The organism is Streptomyces composti, from assembly GCF_012034205.1.
Lineage (GTDB): Bacteria > Actinomycetota > Actinomycetes > Streptomycetales > Streptomycetaceae > Streptomyces > Streptomyces composti.
The window spans coordinates 1-17,212 of the sequence record NZ_JAATEM010000015.1 but is presented as its reverse complement, the minus strand read 5'-3'; the positions used below and the strand labels follow the sequence as shown (position 1 = coordinate 17,212).

12 protein-coding genes and 1 pseudogene are annotated in these 17,212 nt (G+C 72.7%); 5 read left to right on the top strand and 8 right to left on the bottom strand.

Annotated features, from left to right (window positions below; genetic code table 11):
* The first annotated feature begins 97 nt into the window (after positions 1 to 97).
* Complete coding sequence (gene aspS, locus HCJ93_RS13865; RefSeq protein ID WP_167994865.1) at positions 98 to 1,861, top strand: aspartate--tRNA ligase; 1,764 nt, start codon at positions 98 to 100, stop codon at positions 1,859 to 1,861.
* Positions 1,862 to 1,995: 134 nt separating this feature from the next.
* Here the strand turns inward: aspS and HCJ93_RS13860 are convergent, their stop codons facing one another.
* The 4 genes from HCJ93_RS13860 to HCJ93_RS13845 all read right to left on the bottom strand — a co-directional run bounded on the left by HCJ93_RS13860 (position 1,996) and on the right by HCJ93_RS13845 (position 6,833).
* Positions 1,996 to 2,871 carry a PhzF family phenazine biosynthesis protein gene (locus HCJ93_RS13860; protein WP_167994863.1) on the bottom strand — a complete coding sequence of 292 codons (876 nt, stop codon included), beginning with the start codon at positions 2,869 to 2,871 and terminating at the stop codon, positions 1,996 to 1,998.
* Positions 2,872 to 2,983: 112 nt separating this feature from the next.
* Positions 2,984 to 3,349: a PH domain-containing protein gene (locus HCJ93_RS13855; RefSeq protein ID WP_167994861.1), complete on the bottom strand. Its 366-nt coding sequence runs from the start codon at positions 3,347 to 3,349 to the stop codon at positions 2,984 to 2,986.
* Positions 3,350 to 3,414: 65 nt separating this feature from the next.
* On the bottom strand, positions 3,415 to 5,127 hold the full coding sequence (metG, locus tag HCJ93_RS13850; RefSeq protein ID WP_167994859.1) for a methionine--tRNA ligase: 1,713 nt from the start codon (positions 5,125 to 5,127) through the stop codon (positions 3,415 to 3,417).
* Positions 5,128 to 5,267: 140 nt separating this feature from the next.
* A complete protein-coding gene (locus HCJ93_RS13845) occupies positions 5,268 to 6,833 on the bottom strand; it encodes a VWA domain-containing protein (RefSeq protein WP_167994857.1) in 1,566 nt (521 codons plus the stop codon).
* Between the two features lie 277 nt (positions 6,834 to 7,110).
* Here HCJ93_RS13845 and HCJ93_RS13840 point away from each other — a divergent pair, with 277 nt between their 5' ends.
* A complete protein-coding gene (locus tag HCJ93_RS13840; RefSeq protein ID WP_167994855.1) occupies positions 7,111 to 9,228 on the top strand; it encodes a PhoX family protein in 2,118 nt (705 codons plus the stop codon).
* Between the two features lie 61 nt (positions 9,229 to 9,289).
* Here the strand turns inward: HCJ93_RS13840 and HCJ93_RS13835 are convergent, their stop codons facing one another.
* Positions 9,290 to 10,231: a LysR family transcriptional regulator gene (locus HCJ93_RS13835; RefSeq protein ID WP_167994853.1), complete on the bottom strand. Its 942-nt coding sequence runs from the start codon at positions 10,229 to 10,231 to the stop codon at positions 9,290 to 9,292.
* Between the two features lie 212 nt (positions 10,232 to 10,443).
* Between HCJ93_RS13835 and snpA the strand changes: the two genes are divergently transcribed.
* Complete coding sequence (gene snpA, locus HCJ93_RS13830; protein WP_167994851.1) at positions 10,444 to 11,118, top strand: snapalysin; 675 nt, start codon at positions 10,444 to 10,446, stop codon at positions 11,116 to 11,118.
* 138 nt (positions 11,119 to 11,256) lie between these two features.
* On the opposite strand, the gene HCJ93_RS13825 is transcribed toward snpA, so the two are convergent.
* The 3 genes and pseudogenes from HCJ93_RS13825 to HCJ93_RS13815 form a co-directional block, all read right to left on the bottom strand.
* The gene (locus HCJ93_RS13825; protein ID WP_167994849.1) at positions 11,257 to 12,195 is read right to left on the bottom strand and encodes an endonuclease/exonuclease/phosphatase family protein; all 939 of its coding nucleotides are present in this window, start codon (positions 12,193 to 12,195) and stop codon (positions 11,257 to 11,259) included.
* Positions 12,196 to 12,382: 187 nt separating this feature from the next.
* Positions 12,383 to 13,315, bottom strand: a complete 933-nt coding sequence (locus HCJ93_RS13820; protein ID WP_309141400.1) for a hypothetical protein — start codon at positions 13,313 to 13,315, stop codon at positions 12,383 to 12,385.
* Positions 13,316 to 14,130: 815 nt separating this feature from the next.
* Positions 14,131 to 14,565 (bottom strand): annotated as a pseudogene (locus tag HCJ93_RS13815) (hypothetical protein); the annotation flags it as partial.
* A 220-nt stretch (positions 14,566 to 14,785) separates the two neighbouring features.
* On the opposite strand from HCJ93_RS13815, the gene HCJ93_RS13810 reads away from it, so the two are divergent.
* Both HCJ93_RS13810 and HCJ93_RS29850 read left to right on the top strand, forming a co-directional pair.
* On the top strand, positions 14,786 to 15,148 hold the full coding sequence (locus tag HCJ93_RS13810) for a hypothetical protein (protein ID WP_167994847.1): 363 nt from the start codon (positions 14,786 to 14,788) through the stop codon (positions 15,146 to 15,148).
* 4 nt (positions 15,149 to 15,152) lie between these two features.
* The coding region (locus HCJ93_RS29850; protein ID WP_206317396.1) for a substrate-binding domain-containing protein at positions 15,153 to 17,212 on the top strand (2,060 nt) is incomplete at its 3' end.

Below are 17,212 nucleotides of genomic sequence, written 5' to 3'. Positions count from 1 at the left end.
CGGTAGTCTTGGAGGGAGTTTCCTGTTTCACGAGCTGCGTTTCCGGACGTTTCACGTGAAACGACGACCCCGATCCGCGAAGACTGGATGAACGACGATGCATCGGTACAGGTCCCACACCTGCGGCGAGCTCCGCTCCTCTGACGTCGGCACCGACGTCCGGCTGAGTGGCTGGCTGCACAATCGGCGCGACCTGGGCGGCATCCTCTTCATCGATCTGCGCGACCACTACGGCATCACGCAGCTCGTGGCCCGTCCGGGCACCGAGGCGTACGAGGCGCTGGACAAGCTGTCCAAGGAGACCGTGGTCCGCGTGGACGGCAAGGTCGTCTCCCGCGGCGCGGAGAACGTCAACCCCGACCTGCCGACCGGTGAGATCGAGATCGAGGTCTCCGAGGTCGAGGTGCTCGGCGAGGCGGCCCCGCTGCCCTTCACCATCAACACCGAGGACGGTGTCAACGAGGAGCGGCGCCTGGAGTACCGCTTCCTCGACCTGCGCCGCGAGCGCATGCACCGCAACATCATGCTGCGCACCAAGGTGATCTCGGCGATCCGCCAGAAGATGACGGCGCTGGGCTTCAACGAGCTGGCCACCCCGATCCTCAGCGCGACCTCCCCCGAGGGCGCCCGTGACTTCGTGGTGCCCTCCCGGCTCCACCCGGGCAAGTTCTACGCCCTGCCGCAGGCGCCGCAGCAGTTCAAGCAGCTGCTGATGATCTCCGGCTTCGACCGCTACTTCCAGATCGCGCCCTGCTTCCGGGACGAGGACGCGCGCGCAGACCGCTCACCGGGCGAGTTCTACCAGCTCGACGTGGAGATGAGCTTCGTCGAGCAGGAGGACGTCTTCCAGCCGATCGAGAAGGTGATGACCGAGCTCTTCGAGGAGTTCGGCAACGGCCGCCACGTCACCTCGCCGTTCCCGCGGATCCCGTTCCGCGAGGCGATGCTGAAGTACGGCTCCGACAAGCCGGACCTGCGCGCCAAGCTGGAGCTCGTCGACATCACCGACATCTTCGAGGGCTCGGAGTTCAAGGCCTTCGCCGGCAAGCACGTCCGCGCGCTGCCGGTGCCGGACGTCTCCGGCCAGCCGCGCAAGTTCTTCGACCAGCTCGGTGACTTCGCGGTCGCCCAGGGCGCCAAGGGCCTGGCCTGGGTCCGCGTCGGCGAGGACGGCTCGCTGACCGGCCCGATCGCCAAGTTCCTCACCGAGGAGAACGTCGCCGAGCTGACCAAGCGCCTCTCGCTGGCCCCCGGCCACGCGGTGTTCTTCGGCGCGGGCGAGTTCGACGAGGTCTCCAAGATCATGGGCGCTGTCCGCGTGGAGGCCGCCAAGCGCGCCGGCCACTTCGAGGAGGACGTCTTCCGCTTCTGCTGGATCGTCGACTTCCCGATGTACGAGCGGGACGAGGAGACCGGCAGGATCGACTTCTCGCACAACCCGTTCTCCATGCCGCAGGGCGGCCTGGAGGCCCTGGAGACCCAGGACCCGCTGGAGATCCTGGGCTGGCAGTACGACATCGTCTGCAACGGCGTGGAGCTGTCCTCGGGCGCGATCCGGAACCACGACCCGGAGATCATGCTCAAGGCCTTCGAGATCGCCGGCTACGACCGGGAGACCGTCGAGGAGAAGTTCGCCGGCATGCTCCGCGCGTTCCGCTTCGGCGCCCCGCCGCACGGCGGCATCGCGCCGGGCGTCGACCGCATCGTGATGCTGCTGGCCGACGAGCCCAACATCCGCGAGACCATCGCCTTCCCGCTCAACGGCAACGCGATGGACCTGATGATGGGCGCCCCGACGGAGCTGGACGAGGAGCGCCTGAAGGAACTCCACCTCTCGATCCGCAAGCCGCAGCCGAAGTAGTCCCCCCCTCCAGGGCGGACACTCCTCAGGCCCAGCCGTGGCGCCGTAGCGAGGGCCCGGAACCGCCGCACCGGCGGAACCGGGCCCTCAGCCATTGCTCGGTTGCCCTGCTGCTCCCCTGCTCTCCTGCCCGCTCACTCCGCAGTGCCCGGAATACGAGCCCCGGCGCCGCTGACCCGCACCCGGGGGTCCTTGCCGCGCAGTTCGACGGTGAGCACCCCTGGCCGTCCCATGTCCTCCCCCTGATGCAGCGTGAGGACGGCCTCCCGGGGCACCAGCCCCACCTCCCGCGCATACGCCCCGAACGCGGCCGCGGCGGCACCCGTCGCCGGATCCTCCACCACCCCGCCCACCGGGAACGGATCCCGCACATGGAACACCGTCTCCGAGGCCCGCCACACCAGCTGCACCGTCGTCAGATCCAGCCGCCGCATGAACGCCGCCAGCCGGTCGAAGTCGTACTCCAGCTCCGCGAGCCGCTCCCTGGTCCCCGCGGCCAGCACGAGATGGCGGGCGCCCGCGAAGGCGATCCGGGGCGGCAGCGCCGCGTCCAGCTCGTCCCCCGCCCACCCGAGCGCCGCCAGCGCCTCCCGGACGTCGGCATCGGCCACGTCCTCCACCCTCGGCTCCACACTCGTGAGCGTGGCCCGCAGACTCCCGTCACTCCCCTCGGCCACCGTCACGGGAACCGTCCCGGCAGGCGTCCGGAACTCCAGCTCCCCCGGCCCCGACCGCTCCGCCAGTGCGATCGCCGACGCGACGGTCGCATGCCCGCAGAACGGAACCTCGGCCTGGGGACTGAAGTAGCGCACATCGAAACGGCGTTCCGCCGAGGAGGACGGCATCAGAAAAGCGGTCTCGCTGTACCCCACCTCGGCGGCGATCCCCAGCATGTCCTCGTCCGACAACCCACGGGCGTCCAGCACGACCCCGGCGGGATTCCCGCCACCCGGGTCCGTCGAGAACGCCGTGTACCGCAACACCTCTGTACTCCGCGAAGCGTCCGTCATACCGGGGCCAACCCGCTTTCGGGGCTGGTCATTCCCCGCGGCTCGGCCCGCTCCGCAGCCGGACCACGCGCTCGGCCGGCGACCGCACGGATCAGACAGGGACCAGCGAGGGCTACCGCGCCACGTACTGCGTGAGGATGGCCTGGACCTCGTAGATGTCGACGCCCTTGGTGAAGGTCTTCTCGATGGGGGCCGGGGTGCCGGAGATCCAGATCTTGAGTTCGGCGTCGAGGTCGAAGTGGCCGGCCGTTTCGACGGAGAAGTGGGTGATGCTGCGGTAGGGGACCGAGTGGTACTCGGTCTTCTTGCCGGTGATGCCCTGCTTGTCGATCAGGATCAGGCGGCGGTCGGTGAACAGGATGGTGTCACGGATGAGCAGGTAGGCGGCGTGCACCTGCTCCCCGTGGCCCAGCAGCCGGGCGTACTCCTGCTGGGCCGAGGCCGGGTCGATGCTGTGCGCGTTGCCGAACAGTGCCATGAACTCTTCCCCCAGTGGTCGGCTCGGTCCGGCTGGCGCCGGGTGCGGTGTCGCGTGCGGTGCGGTTACTCCTCGGAGCCGCCGAAGCGTTCCTTGTAGCGCTCCAGGTCCTCGTCGGTGAGCTTGGCGAAGAGAACCGGCGGGACGGTGAAGGGCGTGCCGGCCGGGACCGCGTCCAGGGTGCGGGCCTGCTCGTGGCTCACCCAGGTCGCGGTGTCGTCCTTCAGGTCGAAGGCGGAGCGCATCGCCTTGGCGGAGGCCGGGATGAACGGCTCGGAGACCACCGCGTAGAGGTGGATCAGGTTCATCGCGGTGCGGAGCGTGAGCGCCGCCGCCTCCTTGTCGGTCTTGATCTCCAGCCAGGGGGCCTTCTCCTCCAGGTAGGAGTTGCCCGCCGACCACAGGGCGCGCAGCGCGGCCGCCGCCTTGCGGAACTGGATCGCCTCCATGTGCTCCTCGTACTCGGCGAGCAGCCGGGCGATCTCCTCGCCGAGCTTCGCCTCCGCCTCGCCGGGCGCGGCGCCCGCCGGCACCTCGTCGCCGAAGCGCTTGCGGGAGAAGGACAGGACGCGGTTGACGAAGTTGCCGAGGGTGTCGGCGAGGTCCTTGTTGACCGTGGCGGTGAAGTGCTCCCAGGTGAAGGACGCGTCGTCCGACTCCGGGGCGTTGGCCATCATGAAGTAGCGCCAGTAGTCGGCGGGCAGGATCTCCAGCGCGTCGTGGGTGAAGACGCCGCGCCGCTGCGAGGTGGAGAACTTGCCGCCGTAGTAGTTCAGCCAGTTGAAGGCCTTGATGACGTCGACCTTCTTCCACGGGGCACGGGTGCCCAGCAGGGTCGCCGGGAACATCACGCTGTGGAAGGGGACGTTGTCCTTGCCCATGAACTGCGTGTAGTGGACGTCGTCGGCCTCCCACCACCAGGAGCGCCAGTCGCGGTTCTCCGGGTCCTGGTCCGCCCACTCCTTGGTGGCGCCGATGTACTCGATCGGGGCGTCGAACCAGACGTAGAAGACCTTGCCCTCGGCGGCCAGGTCCGGCCAGGTGTCCGCCGGGACCGGCACGCCCCAGTCCAGGTCACGGGTGATCGCACGGTCGTGCAGGCCCTCGGTGAGCCACTTGCGGGCGATCGAGGAGGCGAGCACCGGCCACTTGTCGGCCTGCTGGTCCACCCACTGCTCGACCTCGCCGGCCAGCGCCGACTGCAGCAGGAACAGGTGCTTGGTCTCGCGGATCTCCAGGTCGCTGCTGCCGCTGATCGCCGAGCGCGCGTCGATCAGGTCGGTCGGGTCCAGGACCCGGGTGCAGTTCTCGCACTGGTCGCCGCGGGCCTTGTCGTAGCCGCAGTGCGGGCAGGTGCCGATGATGTAGCGGTCCGGCAGGAAGCGGCCGTCGGTGATCGAGTACACCTGGCGGATCGCCCGCTCCTCGATGAACCCGTTCGCCTTCAGCTCGCGGGCGATCTCCTGGGTGATCTCGCGGTTCTGCGGGCTGCTGCTGCGGCCGAAGTAGTCGAAGGCCAGGTTGAAGCCGTCGTAGATCGCCTTCTGGGCGTCGTGCGCCTGGGCACAGAACTCGTCGACCGGGATGCCCTGCTCCTTGGCGGCCAGCTCGGCGGGGGTGCCGTGCTCGTCGGTCGCGCAGATGTAGAGCACGTCGTGGCCGCGCTGGCGCAGGTACCGGGAGTACACGTCGGCCGGGAGCATGGACCCCACCATGTTGCCCAGGTGCTTGATCCCGTTGATGTACGGAAGGGCGCTGGTGATGAGGTGTCGAGCCATCGGAGGCTGCTCCCAGGTCGGTTTGTACGGAACCTTGAAATCGTAGCCGACCGGGGTGGGCCGCCCGCTGCCCGTTTTACGGGGTGGGATGGAGGGGCAGCGGGCCGCCCTCGGGGGGTGTGAGCGGTGGGTGCTGCCGCTCAGGGGCGCCAGGAGGCGAGGACGCCGTCGTAGAGCTCCTTGTCGGTCAGCTCCCGGGGGGTCGCGCCGGCGAGGAAGCAGGCCGTGTTGGGGGTCTTGAGCTTGCGGAGGTAGTCGAACGCCTTGTTCTCGGGGTCGCCGAAGGCGACGAAGGAGAAGAAGACCGAGGGGTGGGTCTTCGCGGCCTCCGTCAGAGCCTGCGTGGCCGGGGTCTTCGCGTCCGGGGCGCCGTCCGTCTGGAAGATCACCAGCGCGGGGGTCTTCTTCGGGGCACGGGTCTTGTCGTGCAGGGCGAGGACCTCCTGGACGGCCGCGTGGTAGCTGGTGCGGCCCATGCGGCCGAGGCCGGCGTGCAGGGTGTCGATCTTGTTCTCGAAGTCGGTGAGGGTCAGCTCGCCCGTGCCGTCGTGCTCGGTGGAGAAGAAGACGACCTTGACGACGGGACCGTCGCCGTCACCGGGGGCGGTGTCCGGGTTCAGGTGGGCGGCGAGGGCGAGGGTCTGCTCGGCGAGGGCCTGTGCGGAGCCGTCCTTGTAGTACGGGCGCATGGAGGCGGAGCGGTCGAGTACGAGGTAGACGCGGGCGCGGGCGTCGGTGAGGTTCGCGTCCGCGAGGGCCTGGGCGGCAGCGGTGTAGGCGGTGGTGAGGGCGGCGGGGATGCCGGGGGTCTTCCCGTCCGCACCACCCGTGCGGGGTGCGCTGTCCGCTGCGGCCCGCTCCCCGTCGGCGGCAGCGGCGACCGGCTCCGCCTCCGGAGCGGCCTTCGCCTTCGGCTCGGCTTCGGGCTCCGGCTGAGCCTTCGCCTCCGGCTCGGCTGCCTCGGGGGTGTCGGTCGGTGTCTGTGCGGGAGCGGCGGCCGACTCTCGCTCGGCCTTCCCGTCGGCGCCGGTGGCGGCCTCGGCGTCGGCCTCCTCGGCGGTCCCGGCGTCCGGCTTCGGGGTGGCCTCGCCCTTGGTCGCCTTGGGGGTTTCGGCCGCCGCCTTCGGTGCGGCCCCGGGCTCGGCCGTGGTGGCGGATTCGGCGGTGCCTGCGGCTTCGGGTGCGGCCTGCGCGGCGGCCCCGGGCTCGGGCTCGGCCTTGGCGGCGGTACCGGTGGTCGCCTCGGGCTCGGGCTCGGCCTTGCCGGCGGTACCGGTGGTCGCCTCGGTCTCCGTGGATGCGGTGGCGGTGGCCTGGGGCTCGGCCTCCTCGACGGACTTCGGCCCCGCCTCCGGGGCCGGCTCGGACCCGGCCTTCTCGGCGGCCGCGGCCTCGGCCTCCGGCTCGCGCTCGGTCGCCGCTTCCTCAGTGACCGCCGGCTCGGACCTGGGCGTGCGGGGCTGGGAGGGGACCGTGGCCTTGTCGAAGGCGGCGGCGACCAGCTCGTGCTCCTCGCGGGGCTCCGGGACCGAGGCCGTCGGCGGGGTGGGCTCCGTGGCAGGGGAGGGCACCTGAGGGGCGGCGGGAGACTCGGTCTCGGAGCCGGTCGTCCGGGGTGCGGCGGACTGCGCCGCAGCCTCCGCTTCGGTGGACCTCGCTTTGCGTGACCGGCCGAACGCGTTCCGCAGGTAGGTGAGAATGCCCATGTGCGCACCCCTTCGCGTGAGTTGATGCCCGTCGATCCCTGGCCAGGACGGACACGTAAGGTTAGCGGCCCGTGTGGGCGATCTTGGGCAGGGTCGGGGTGTCCCGGCCGAGCCCTGTCAAGGGCCGTATTCGGCCTCGCCCGGGCCTGTGCCGCCGCCCTGCTCAACTTCTCTTCCGCCGCCGCGTATTCATCCGGCGTTCACCCGGCCGCCCGGCTGTCGCACCTGGGTGCTCCTAGCGTCGCGCTGACACGACGGGCACCAAGGAGAGAGAACTGTGCGCAAGCTGCTGCCGTTGATCGGAACGCTGTCCGGTTCGCACCCCGGCGGCCGGTCCGCCCTCACTTGTCGGTACCGGTGTGGTGACGCCTGCTTCCACGAGGTGCCCAACACCAGTTCCAACGAGTACGCCGGTGATGTGATCGCCGGGGCGCTGAGCCGGCGGTCGGTGATGCGGGCCGCGGCGGTCGTGACCGTGGCCGGGGCCGGGACGGCCGCAGGCGTGGTCGGGGCGCCGGGTGCGAGGGCTGCGGGGGGAGGCCCGGCAGTATCCGGTTCCCCTGCGTACGGCGCCGGGGGTGCGAAAGGGAAAGTGAAGGGCGCGCGGGGGCTGCGGTTCGCCCCGGTGCCGCCGAACACGGCCGATGCCGTGACCGTGCCCGAGGGCTACCGGCACCACGTCGTCATCCGGTGGGGCGAGCCGATCCTGCGTGGTGCCCCCGCCTTCGACCCGGAGAGGCAGAGCCCCGAGGCGCAGGCGGGGCAGTTCGGGTACAACTGCGACTTCCTCGCCCTGCTGCCGCTGCCCGGCGAGCGCGGACGCCAGCTGCTCGTGGCCAGTCACGAGTACACGGACGAGATCCTGATGTTCCGCGGCTACGACCCCGACCGCCCGACCCGCGAGCAGGTGGAGATCGCCTGGGCCGCGCACGGCCTGTCGGCGGTCGTGGTGGAGGAGGACCGCAGGACCGGGAAGACGGGGCGGACGGGGAAGCTGACGCCGGTCCCCCGGCATCCGCTCAACCGGCGGGTGACGGCCACGACGGAGTTCGAGCTCACGGGCCCGGTCGCCGGGTCGGAGCTGGTGAGGACCTCCGCCGATCCGAGCGGCACCAAGGTGCTCGGCACCCTCAACAACTGCTCCGGCGGCATCACCCCCTGGGGCACGACCCTGCACGGCGAGGAGAACTTCAACCAGTACTTCGCCAACGGCAGCCGGGACACGGACAAGCGGTACGGCATCGGCAGCGGCGCCACCGAGCGGAAGTGGGAGCGCTTCGACCAGCGGTTCGATCTGGCTCGGGAGCCGAACGAGGTGCACCGCTTCGGATACGTCGTCGAGTTCGATCCGTACGACCCCGCCTCCACGCCGCGCAAGCACACCGCGCTCGGCCGGTTCAAGCACGAGGCGGCGACCGTGCGGCTGACGCACGACGGGCGGCCGGTCGTGTACTCCGGGGACGACGAACGCTTCGACTACTTCTACAAGTTCGTCAGCAGCAAGCGGATGCGGCACGGCACCAGCCGCCGGGTGCGCGAGCACAACCTCACGCTGCTCGACGAGGGGACGCTGTACGTGGCCCGGCTGAGCGGCGACTCGCCCGCGATCGAGGTCGACGGTTCGGGCCGGCTGCCCGCGGACGGGGAGTTCGACGGCAGCGGGGAGTGGATCCCGCTGGCCACCGCCACCGCCGGCGGGGCCGTCTCGCACGTGGAGGGCATGACCGCCGAGGAGGTGTTCGTCTTCACCAGGCTCGCCGGCGACAAGGTGGGCGCCACCAAGATGGACCGGCCCGAGGACGTCGAGCCCAACCCGGCCACCGGCAAGGTCTATGTCGCGCTCACCAACAACTCCAGCCGCGGCACCGGCGCCAACCCGAAGGCGGACGAGGCCAATCCGCGCAACGCCAACAAGCACGGCCATGTCCTGGAGCTGACCGAGCGCTGGAACCGGCCGGAGAGCACCCGGTTCGCCTGGTCGCTGTTCCTGGTCGCGGGCGACCCGGAGGACCCGGCGACGTACTTCGCCGGCTTCCCGAAGGACGCGGTCAGCCCGATCTCCTGCCCGGACAACCTCGCCTTCGACGACCACGGCAACCTGTGGATCTCCACCGACGGCAGCGCCCTCGGCTCCCACGACGGGCTGTTCGGTGTGGCGACGAGCGGCCCGCGGCGCGGGGAGCTCAGGCAGTTCCTGACGGTGCCGGTGGGGGCGGAGACCTGCGGGCCGGTCGTCCAGGACCGGCGGGTGCTGGTGGCCGTGCAGCACCCGGGTGAGGTGGACGGCGCGACGGTGGAGAACCCGGCCAGCACCTGGCCCGACGGGCCCGGGCACATCGTCCGGCCCGCGGTGGTCGCCGTGTGGCGCGCGGACGGGCGGGACATCGGTGTGTGACGGACAAGGGCTCTGACGTCCTGCCGGAGGTCCAGCAGGACGTCCAGCAGGCGGGGGACGGTCACGGGAGGGCCGGGACCGGCGGGGTCGTACCGGCGCTTTCCAGCCACTCCCGGTACGCCGGTGCCTGGCGGGCGACCTCGTCGTACGCCTCCGCCAGCGCCGGGTAGACACCCTCCAGCTCCGTCTCCGTGCGGGCGGCCAGCAGCAGGCGCACGCCGAGCGGGTCGCCGTACAGCCGGCGCACGGCGGTCTCGGGGCGGGAGGGCGAGGTCGGCTGGACCACGGTGACCACCTCGCCGATGGCGACCAGATTCGCCGCGGTGTGGTAGTCGCCGTGCAGCACCGGCGGGTCGATGCCGGCGTCGCGCAGGATCCGGCGCACCGCGTCCCACTCGCCGTCCACCGAGGGGTCGATCATCCAGCGGTCATGGGCCAGGTCGGAGAGATGGACCACGGCCTTGGCCGCGGCCGGATGGTCGGCGGGCAGGGAGACGAACTGCGGTTCGCGCTCCACCAGGACGCGGATGCGCAGGCTCTCCGGGATGCGCAGCGGGCAGCCCTCGACCTCGTGCACGAAGGCCACGTCGAGCTGGCCCTCGGCGACCATGCGCAGCAGGACGTTGGGGGAGACGTCCATGTGCAGGGTGGGTTCCTGGGCGTGGCGGCGCAGCCGGCGCAGCCAGCCGGCGAGGGCGCGGCTGGCGGTGGAGCCGATGCGCAGGCCCTTCCCGCCCACGGCGGCGGCACGGGCCTCGGTGACCAGCGCGCGAAGTTCCGCCACCAGCGGGCGGGCGCGGCTGAGCACCAGCCGGCCCAGCGGGGTCGGCCGGCAGCCGGTGCGGGCGCGCACGAACAGCGCGCCGCCCAGCTCCTGCTCGATGCGCCGCAGCTGCGTGCTCAACGACGGCTGCGCCACACCCAGTTGACGAGCGGCTCGGTGCAGGCTGCCGGTGTCGGCGATGGCGCACAGCGCCCTGAGGTGCCTGACCTCAAGCTCCATGCCCCGGGAGAGTAAAGCGGAAGTTCAGCTTTCACCAGAGTCTCAAAACCCTCTGCTGCGGGCGGAGTCGGGTGGTTCCGGACACGATTTCTCCCATGGCGGGTCACCGTCGATAGGCCCGCGCTATCACCGGTTGACATCATCACAGCCGCCGCACGGGCGCGGACACTCGGCGATGTCATCTGACTCACCCCCACATTCAGGAGTCAACGATGCGCATGCGCATGCCCCTGTCCGTGCTCACCGCCGCCGGCCTCAGCGTCACCGCGCTCGGGCTCGGCACGGCGGCCCCGGCGTCGGCGGCCCCCACGGCCGGCGCCACCGCGTCCTACGCCGCGTACAACGGCTCGGGCGAAGAGGCCGCGGCCAACCGGGCCTTCTTCGAGGCCGTGCTGAAGTCCGTGGCCGAGAAGCGCGCGGCCAACCCGAAGAGCACGGCCGCCGTGACCGTCGTCTACAACGCCTCCGGAGCGCCGACGTTCGCGTCGCAGATATCCCGCAGCGCGCAGATCTGGAACAGCTCCGTGTCGAACGTGAAGCTCCAGGCCGGCACCTCCGGCGCGGACTTCTCGTACTACGAGGGCAACGACCCGCGCGGCTCGTACGCCTCGACCGACGGCCACGGCCGGGGCTACATCTTCCTCGACTACCAGCAGAACCAGGTCTACGACTCGACGCGCGTGACCGCGCACGAGACCGGGCACGTCCTGGGTCTGCCGGACCACTACGAGGGTCCGTGCAGCGAGCTGATGTCGGGCGGCGGCCCCGGTCCGTCCTGCACCAACGCCTACCCGGACTCCGCGGAGCGGGCGCGGGTGGACCAGCTGTGGGCGAACGGGTTCGCCAAGGCGCTGGACAAGGCGCTGCAGAAGGCTTCCGCGCGCTGAGCGGGGGTGTGTGAGCTGCGCGCGTGAGCTGCGCGTGTGCGGTTCCGGCCGCGGGCCGTCTCCCTGGTGGGGGCGGCCCGTTCCCGTGTGTGCGGCTGGGAGTGTGCGCGGGTGGGAGGGGGCTGGGTACCGGGTGGTTCACCGGGTGGCGTGCAGGGTGAGGTCGGTGAGCAGGGCGCGGTGGTCGGTGTCGGGCAGGTCGAGGAAGCGGGTGCGGGTCGCGGTGAAGTCGTCGGTGACCAGGACGTGGTCGATCTGGGCGCCGAAGGCGGGGGTGGTGTGGCTGGGCCAGGTCGGGGTGCGGTCCTGGCCGGTGAGGCGGGCGGCGTCGTAGAGGCCGGTGTCGAGCAGGGCCCGGAAGGCGGCGTGGTCCTGTGAGGCGTTGAAGTCGCCGGCCATGACGGTGGGGATGGTGCGGTCGGCGGCGGCCAGGTCGCGCAGGCGGGCGAGTTCGCGCTGCCACAGGGCGGTCTGGCCGGGGACCGGCGGCATGGGGTGGGCGAGCTGGAGCCGTACGTCGTGCCCGTCGATGTCCGCGATCGCGCCGGGCATGCCCATGGTGGCCTCGACGCCGGGGGTGGGGCGCAGGGGGTGGCGGCTGAGGATGACGGAGCCCTCGGAGCCGCCGCCGATGTCGGCCGCGCGGTGCGGGTAGGCGGTGGCGAGTTCCTTCTGGAGCGCGGCGTCGCAGGTGTCGTCGCATTCCTGGACGAAGACCAGGTCCGGGGTGTGGCGGCGCACGGCGTCGACGAGGGCGGGGGTGGCCCGGCCGAACTCCACGTTGGAGGTCAGCACGCGGAGCGAGACGAGGGGGCGGCCGGTGGGGTCGGGGGACTTGCCGTAGGGCTCGATGTACCAGGCGAGCAGGCCGAGGAGGACGACGCCCCAGACCGTCCCGGGCCACCAGCGGGCGAGGACGCTGAGGAGGAGGGCGACGGCGACGGGGGCCAGCAGCCAGGGAAGGAAGGCGAGGAGCTGGGGGACGGGGGTGAGGGCGTCGGTGTCGGCGAGCCGGCAGGCGAGGAGGGCGGTGGTGGGGGCGAGGAGGAGGGTTGCGAACGAGGTTTTGGCGCGCACGCCGTATGAGACGGGGGTGGGGGGCGGGGGGTTGCTGTGACACGCGCCGGCTGCCGCTTCGGCGCGGTGGGTTTCCGGGGTTTCCCGCCCCAGCCTGCGGCGTACGTCGCCGGGTGCGGCGGGGGCCCGTGGGGGTGCGCGGTGGGGGTGCTCGCCGTCGGCGGGTGCGGGCGACGGGGGCGTGCGGTCAGACCCGCGTGTGCTCGGGTGCCGGTTCAGGGGCAGGGCTCCTCGGGGGCGCCGGGGTGCCGCGGCGACCGGCGAGCCAGGAGGCCAGGGCCACGACGAGGCCGAGGGCGAGGAGGAGCCAGGACGTTGTGCGGAGTGTCCCGGTGAGAGCGTCGTAGATGGCGGCGGCAGCCGGGCGGTAGGCGGGGTCGGGCAGGTCGGTGAGCGTCAGATGGCGGCCGAGGGCCACGGCCAGGGCCAGCAGTCCGCCGCCCAGGGCCGTGCCGAGGCCGGTGGCGGTCAGGGCCCGGCGGCGGCGCGCGGCCACGGCGATCCCGGTGACGGCGAGGGCCACGGCCGCGAGCGGAAGCCAGCGGGCGGCGGTGTCCAGCACGAGGTATCCCTTCCGCAGTCCGGCCACGTCCTCGGCGGGCAGCACCGGGATCCGGGTGTGCCGCACCGGGATGCGGTGTGCGAACGGCAGGTGATCGTCGGCGAGTTTCTGCTTCACCCGGACGACGACGGGCGCGAGGTCGACCGTCACCGGGCCCGGCGCGGGCCGTTCGGCGCGCAGGGCGTGCAGCACCGCCCCGTGCACCACCCGGTTCCCCGCCTCCCACGCCGTGCCGAACGCCTCGGTGCGGGTGAACGAGCGGACCGCGTCCTGGAGGAACGGCCCGACGGTCTGCCGCATCGGCCCGGGTTCCAGCTCCCGTACGACGCCGTCGCCGACGGCGTCCGCGACCGCCTCGCGCACGGCAGGATCGGCGGCCAGCGGGGCCACCGTCCTGACGTACCGTCCGGTGTCGGCAAGCCCGTACGCGGCCCAGGCCGCGAGCGCGCCGCAGGGCGCCAGCAGGCAGGCCAGGGCGACCAGCGCCGCCGCCAGCGCGTCACGCAGCCGCGCGAGCGGCGGGCGCTCGGGTCCGGGTCGTCGGTCGCAGCGGAGCACCCTTCCAGGCAAGGCGCCCCGGGCCCCGCCCGCGAGCGGTGCGCATACGGACGGGTGGTCGAGGCTCCGCACGGCCCTGCTCGGTGCGTTTCGGGGCCCGTGCGCCCCGCTCGGGGGTGCGCTGCGGGGCCGGTCCGGGTCGGACAGGGGCGGATTCGGGGCGGCCCGACGTCGGCACCCGGGTGCGTCACCATCTGCTCCGCGGTGCGCGGCGGCGGCCCTTGCGGTGGGCGTCGGGCACCGGCAGGCCGGGGCCGTCCGGGGCGAAGACGCTGCCGTCCGGCCCGAGCCCGGACGTCGATCCGTGCGGGCCGCACCAGGTCGTGACCGGGGGCGGAGGGCGCGCGGCCGGGAGGTGCCGGCCGGGAAGCCGGTGCTGGGCGGCGGCGGGCGAGGCACGGTCTCGGCGGTCCTGGGCGTCCTGGTGGGTCCTGGGCGGTCCGGGGCCGCCGGGGCCGCCGGGGCCGGTCCCGGCTGGCTCTGGGCAGGACCGGGCGGGAGTGGGCGCGGCCGGGTGACCCCCGTGTGCTCCGGCCGGGTCGGGGCGCTCCCGGGCGGGCTCCGTCAGTCTCCCTCGGTCCGGGGCGTTCCCAGGTTCTTGACCACCCTGTCGGCCCTGGTCCGCCCGCGCGGGACCCGGCCGACCAGAGGGCTCACCCGAACGGGTGAATTCAGCCGCGGCTCGGGTGGGGCCCAGGGGCCTTCTCGCCGGACCCCGGGCCGACCTCACCGGACCGTCGGCCGACCTCACCCCGGCCGATCTCGCCGGAGGCCTGCGCGGTCTTGCCGGAGCCCTCGGTGAGTTCGCGGCCGGCCCGGCCGCCCCGGGCGTCCTCGCGGGAGTAGTAGTGGTAGAAGAGCAGCAGTCCGAGGCCGGCGCCGGAGATCAGGCCGAGCCAGGCGGAGCGCAGGACGCTCTCGTGGGACTGGGCGACCAGGAAGCCGACCGCGATGCCCGTGAAGGCGCCCCAGGCCGCCGCGTGCAGCTCCCGCGGCAGCCTCGGGCCGATGGTCAGCAGGGCCAGGAAGACCACGATGAAGACGGCCGCGGAGACGAAGCCGAGCAGAAGGTTCCAGCCGGTGATGGGGCCGCCGTAGCGCGCGTTGGCCGCCGCCCAGTAGCCGAAGACCAGGCCGAGCACGACCGCCGCGCCGATGCGTGCCATCGCATGGGTGCGTTCGCTGAAGAGGTCCGGTGTGCCGGTGGGCCGCCGTCCGGCCGTCCGGGGCCTCGGTGCCGCGTGAGCCATGAGGGTGCTCCTTCCACGTCCCCCCGGTCCGCCTCGCCTTCCAGGTCACACCTGCCGGGCCCCGCGGGCAAGTCGGCCAGTCGGAGAACTGCGGGACGCCCTCACCCGCGGGCACGCGCATGCGTGGGCGGAACGCGCAGGACAGCGGGCCCCGAGTTGGTTGATCTCGATACGTCCCGGCCCTCCCCCGTGAGCAACGGCGGTGCCATGATGGTGTGTTATGGCTGAGGGGGATGGTGTGGCCAAACAGGGGATTTGCGTACGACTGGACGGACCCGCGAGCGAGAGCGACATTCCCGCGCTGCGCAGCTGGCTGGAGCGGGAGCGGCTGCTCGAGGAACTGATGCGCAAGGGCGCGCTGCGGATCGAGGAGCGCCCGAGGACCGACGAGTCCGGCGCCCCGATGGGTCTGGGCACGGACATCCTCATCACACTCGTCAACGCGGCCGCAGGCGTGGCCGTGGCCGAGCTGGTGGTGCAGGTGAAGAAGGCCGTGAGGGCCTGGAAGGAGAACCGGAGAACCGTCGAGAGCGGGGACCCACCGAGCGACTCCGTCGAACCGGTGGACGTCGACGACAGGTAGGCCGGTGAATCGCCTCGATCCGCGCGGGCTGCAGAACCGGGCGGTGCTGGTCGGTGTGTCCGGGTACCTGCACGCCGACCAGCCACAGGGCGTGCCCGGGGACCTCCCGGCGGTCAGCGAGAACGTGCTCCGGATGAAGGCGGCGCTCGCCGGGGGCAAGGTCTTCGGCGAGAAGGACATCCGGGTCGTCCACTCGCCGCTGCAGGACGAGTTCCACTCCGCGCTGTTCTCCGCGGTCGACGAGGCCGACGGGGTGCTGCTGTTCTACTTCGCGGGGCACGCCGCCATCCCCAGCGGTGGCGAGGAGCTGTTCCTGCAGTGGCGCAACGCCCGGGTGGTCGCGGGCGGCCCCGCGGTGTTCCTCGGCGCGGACCAGCTCAGCTCCGTGCTGACGATGCTGGCATCGGGCGACGCCCAGCGGATCGTGGTGATCCTGGACTGCTGCTTCGCGGGCAACGCGGGGCGGGTGTGGGAGGCGTTCGCCGACCACGACCGGGTGCTGCTGCTGGCCAGCGTGCAGGCCAACAACCGGATCGACGCGGGCCCGGCGGACACGCCGACGCCCTACACCGAGCAGCTGGTGCAACTGCTCGAGCAGGGCGGGGAGGTGTGGTTCTCGCAGCTTCCCGAGCAGCTGCGGGAGCGGATGCGGGGGCGCTGGACGCTGCGCCCGGAGCCGTGGGAACCGCAGGACCGGGCGAAGTCGGGCGAGGACGTGCTGCTCGCGGCGACCGACCGCGTGGGTCCGCCTCCGCCCCCTCCTCCGCCCCCGCCCCCGCCGCCCGAGCCCTGGTACCGGCGGCTGCTGCGCCGGCTGCGCGCTTGGCTCGAGCGGCTGCCGGCCGGCACCGGCAGGGGACCGGGCGGGGGCGCAGGCAGTGGCGCCGGCGGAGGCGCCGGCCGGGGGTCCCGGCACGGCGGTGGCCGGGGGTCGTGGCGCCGGGCGATGACCCGCGGGGGCCTCCCGCTGGTCCTCGCGCTGGCGCTGATCGGCTTCGGCGGGCGCGCCCTGACCGACCTGCTGCACGGCGACGAGACGCACTGCACGCCGCCGACGGAGCTGCGGGTGCTGGTCGACCCGGACCTGCAGGAGACGATCCGGGCCGCCGCCGACGCGTATCTCACCTCCGGGGCGAACACCACCGACGACGGCTGCCGGCGCAGCGGCATCACCGTCTACAGCGCGGGCGCCTCCGACGTGGTGACCGCGCTGCGCGCGCAGAGCGGCATCTGGCAGGAACCGCGGAACGAGGAGATCAACCCGCAGCGGGACATCGGCCCGCAGCCGGACATCTGGATCCCCGCGTCCCGCGCCGACGTGGGGCGGGTGCAGGCGGGCCAGGACTCGGACGCGGTGGCCGCGCTCAGCCCCGACGAGGAGCCGCTGGCGTACTCCCCGGTCGTACTGGCCGTGCCGCAGCAGCTCGCCGCGGAGGCCGCCCAGGAGCGCATGGACCTGCCGCTGAACCAGATGATCGAGGACCTGAAGGAGCGGCACGACAACGCCGAGGTGCGCCGCCCCGACCCGGAGCACAGCGCCGTGGGGCTGCTCGCCACGGTCGGCCTGTACGGCGAGGGGGCCCGGGGCGCGGCCCGCGGTGAGCGTCTGGTGGCGCAGCCGGGCCCGCCCGCGCCCACCGCGGACGAGCTGATGTGCACGCTGCCCGCCTCCCCCGCGGTGGACGACCGCACCGCGGCGCTGGTCCCCGAGTTCCTGATGCGCAGCGGCGTCGACTGCGAGCACACCACCCGGAACCCGCGGATGGCCCAGTACCCGGAGGACGTCCCGGGTGTGGAGCCGCTGTTCGTACGGGTGCGCTGGCACGGCGGCGACGAGGACCGCGGTGCCCGCGACGGGGCGGTCGCCGCCTTCCACGAGTGGCTGACGGGCGACGGGGGACGCGCGGTGTTCGCCCGGTACGGCTTCCGTTCGGCGCAGAGCGGGCAGCTGCTGGACGAGACCGCGGACATCGACGGGGTGCTCCGGGTGCCCGCCCCGCTGGACGAGTCGGCCGGGCGCCGGGCGATGGAGCAGGCGCTGACCGCCTACCGGACGGTGGGCGG